This window comes from Coleofasciculus sp. FACHB-712 (assembly GCF_014695635.1).
Lineage (GTDB): Bacteria > Cyanobacteriota > Cyanobacteriia > Cyanobacteriales > FACHB-T130 > FACHB-T130.
Genome location: NZ_JACJOQ010000611.1, coordinates 1 through 3,608, shown reverse-complemented (window position 1 = coordinate 3,608; position 3,608 = coordinate 1). Strand labels below are relative to the sequence as shown.

The following is a 3,608-nucleotide window of genomic DNA, read 5'->3' as shown; positions in this document are numbered from 1 at the left end:
AAAAAGAAAGCCCACCAACAACCCCTAGACCTCCGCGCAATTCTGCATCTAGGCTTATATCAACTTCGTTATCAAGACCGAATCCCTGTGTCGGCAGCTGTGAATACTACCGTACAATTAGCCAAAGAAAACGGATTTTCTGGGCTTTCCGGCTTTGTCAATGGTCTATTGCGACAGTATATTCGTCTAGCGGAAAGCAAAAAGCCGGGTAACCGGGGAGGAGAAGTTCAGAACTTAGAATCTGACCCGCTACATCTGCCAAAAAACCCAGTTGAACGATTAGGCATCTTACACAGCTATCCCGACTGGATTATCGAAGTATGGCTAGAACGTCTGGGTTTAGAAGAAACAGAACAGCTGTGTGAATGGATGAACCAAACACCAGCAATTGACTTGCGGGTAAATCCCCTTCGCGCTGAGATAGAGAAAGTTGAGGCAGCACTGCAAGCTGCGGATATCTCAGTGAGTCGCGTGCCCCATCTACCGCAAGCTTTGAGGCTAACTGGTGGCACAGGTGCAATTCAAAATTTACCTGGTTTTAGCGAAGGTTGGTGGACGGTACAAGATAGTAGTGCCCAGCTAGTCAGTTATCTGCTAGATCCCCAACCGGATGAAGTAGTCATTGATGCCTGTGCAGCACCAGGGGGAAAGACAACGCACATCGCAGAATTGATGGAAGATCGGGGAACTGTTTGGGCGTCTGACAAGACTGCTTCCCGTCTCCGGAAACTGCAAGAAAATGCCAAAAGGTTAAGTTTGCACTCGATTCAAATTCAGCAGGGGGACAGCCGCAACCTACCCCAGTTTATCAATCAAGCTGATAGGGTATTACTCGATGCCCCCTGCTCTGGACTGGGGACGCTACATCGTCATGCTGACGCCCGTTGGCGGCAAACTCTACAGACAGTTCAGGAACTTTCAATTCTGCAAGGCGAACTATTAGATCGAGTGGCTACCTGGGTTAAACCAGATGGCATTCTGGTTTATGCAACTTGTACCTTGCATCCATTGGAGAATGAAGGTGTTGTTCGCGCCTTTTTAGAGCGTTACCCCCAGTGGCAGATTTTGCCCCCCAACCCCAATTCACCAGCGGCAGCTTATACTACCCCTGCTGGATGGATCGAAGTCTGGCCCCACCGGCATCAAATGGATGGATTCTTTATGGTGCGGCTACAGAAGAAAAATAGCTAAACCTCTATGGTAGTTGTGGTTGCAGAAATCTGTTGATGGATTAATCTGTTAGGGGAAATAAGGGAAAAGCCAATGGTAGCCAATTCTAGTGTTAAACAGCTTGTTAAAATTCTCATCGGCGCAGCTTGGATTGATGGCAAAATTCAGTCAGAGGAACGGCAATATCTTCAGCGAGTGGCGAAGGAAAAGGGCATTGCTGACGATCCAGAGATTCAGCCTTTGTTGTATGAACTCGTAGCTGTAAGCCCAAGCGAGGTCTACAATTGGGTGCAAGATTATTTAGGCGATCGCCCCAGCACCGACGATTACCAGCGCCTCATCGAAGCCCTCAGCGCTTTAATTTATAGCGATGGCGAGGTAGCGATTGAGGAAGCTAAACTCCTGACTCGATTACAGCTTCTAGATCCCAACAGTGCCTCTCAGAAGTCAGCCCCTAGTCCTGTCCTCAAAGCGATTCAAAAACTCTACCGTCGGTGGGTTGACCATCAGAACTAGCTTTAAGACTAATAGATAAAGACCCGAATTTTGACATCATCATTCCACAAGTTAGGGCACGCTACACATAGCGTGCCTTTTTTTTGCATTCCCAATCTATATTGTGATCGGCTTCTAGAGGCTCCGGAAGCCAATTTTTTCTACAACAAGCAACTATTTTTGCAAAATATGCGTCTTTCCTTCTTAGGCAGTCCAGAACTTTCCGCTGAAACTGTCTATATCTCTATAATCTGTCACGGCAGTAAATAAATTTGTTGAGATTGAAATTTCTAGGAACCTATCAGGTAATCTTAGGTCTAAATAATCAAAGGAATGCGAAAAGTGGAGAAGTTCTCAATGTCTAACTTAAAGCGCTTGAAATCTGGAACAGCTTTACTACTAATGCTGGGAATGTCGGCAGGTTCGATGGCTCCCCTAGTAGAAACAATTATGTCACCGGCACCAGCTGTTGCTCAAGCTATCAATTTTAGTGATGTATCCTCAAGCTACTGGGCTGCTAGTTTTATTCAAGAACTGGCACAACGTGATGTAATTGCCGGGTTCCCCGATGGTACGTTTCGACCCAACGATCCGGTGACTCGTGCCCAATTCGCGGCGATGGTTCGTAAGGCCTTCAACAAGAATAAAATCCGCAATGCTGTTAATTTTGTGGATCTTTCATCGACCTACTGGGCATACTCGGCTATCCGTGAAGCTTACGAAATGGGATTTTTGTCGGGTTATCCCGGTAACGTCTTTAGACCTACACAAAATATTCCCCGCGAACAAGTTCTAGTTTCCTTGGCGAATGGCTTGAATTACACTGCCAGCAATCCCGTATCGGCTGATTTGCAAGTGTATAACGATGCTTCTTCCATCTCTACCTATGCTCGCAGTAGCATTGCTGCGGCAACAGAAAAGAGCATTGTGGTGAACTATCCGACTCTCCAGACGCTGAATCCAACTCGGAATGCCACCAGAGCGGAGGTAGCAGCTTTCATCTATCAGGCATTGGTGAGTTCTGGACAAGTAGCAGCAATTAACTCGCCCTATATTGTCTCTCTCAACGACACACCGCCAGAGGACACGACAGTCGCGATTCCGGCTGGAACCACTATTCCAGTTAGGTACGAGAAAGAAAAAATTCTGGTTACAAAGGACGAAAGAGCACCGCTGACGCTAACGGTAGCAGCAAATATCACCACATCTGATGGAACGGTGCTAATCCCCTCTGGCAGCCAAGTGGTCGGTGAACTGCAACCGGCTCAGGGAGGCTCTCAGTTTGTAGCGAAGGAACTGGTTTTCACGAACGGTCAACGGGTGGCTATCGATGCTACTTCTCAAACCATTACCAAAACCGAATCCGTTACTAAAGGTACTAGCGTTGGTGGTATCCTCAAGAATGCCGCATTAGGTGCTGCTGCTGCTGCTGCGGTTTCTGCTGTGACGGGTGACAAAGCGATCGCTACCGAAGAAGTCTTGGGCGGTCTGGGAATTGGTGGACTCATTGGACTGTTCCTCGGTCGGGATAGAGTCGATCTGATTGCGATTGACCCGGATACGGATCTGAATCTGCGGTTAAATGATGAGTTAGTGCTAGAGCAGTAATATTTGCAGAATGAAGCATGCAATTCTATTTGACTAGCGATCGCTTCATTCCTAAGCAGATAGGCACAAAGAAATAAGCATTTTCTAAACCCGGTTTCTAGAAGGAACCGGGTTTTTAATTCTAAATGGCGTCTTATCGCAATCCTATTTGAGTTGTGAGATGCCAGCAGTTCAGATGCCCGACTTCTTGGAGAAGTCGGGCATCTCGTATTCACGAATCATTAGACCTCTTGCACGAATCAGCTAACCAGAGCTAGCTCAAAGTTGATGATGCCTGCGAGTAGATGCACTCGGCGCGTAAAGTGCCGCCGTCGATTCCGATAGCGCTCAGCCAA

At 47.3% G+C, this 3,608-nt stretch carries 3 protein-coding genes; all 3 read left to right on the top strand.

What is annotated here, in order from left to right; translation table 11 throughout:
* On the top strand, positions 1-1,191 hold a 1,191-nt coding region (locus tag H6F50_RS22430), incomplete at its 5' end, for a 16S rRNA (cytosine(967)-C(5))-methyltransferase (protein ID WP_190430407.1).
* A gap of 72 nt (positions 1,192-1,263) precedes the next feature.
* The gene (locus H6F50_RS22425) at positions 1,264-1,686 is read left to right on the top strand and encodes a TerB family tellurite resistance protein (protein WP_190414416.1); all 423 of its coding nucleotides are present in this window, start codon (positions 1,264-1,266) and stop codon (positions 1,684-1,686) included.
* A gap of 336 nt (positions 1,687-2,022) precedes the next feature.
* Positions 2,023-3,273 carry an S-layer homology domain-containing protein gene (locus H6F50_RS22420; RefSeq protein ID WP_190414415.1) on the top strand — a complete coding sequence of 417 codons (1,251 nt, stop codon included), beginning with the start codon at positions 2,023-2,025 and terminating at the stop codon, positions 3,271-3,273.
* Positions 3,274-3,608 lie beyond the last annotated feature (335 nt).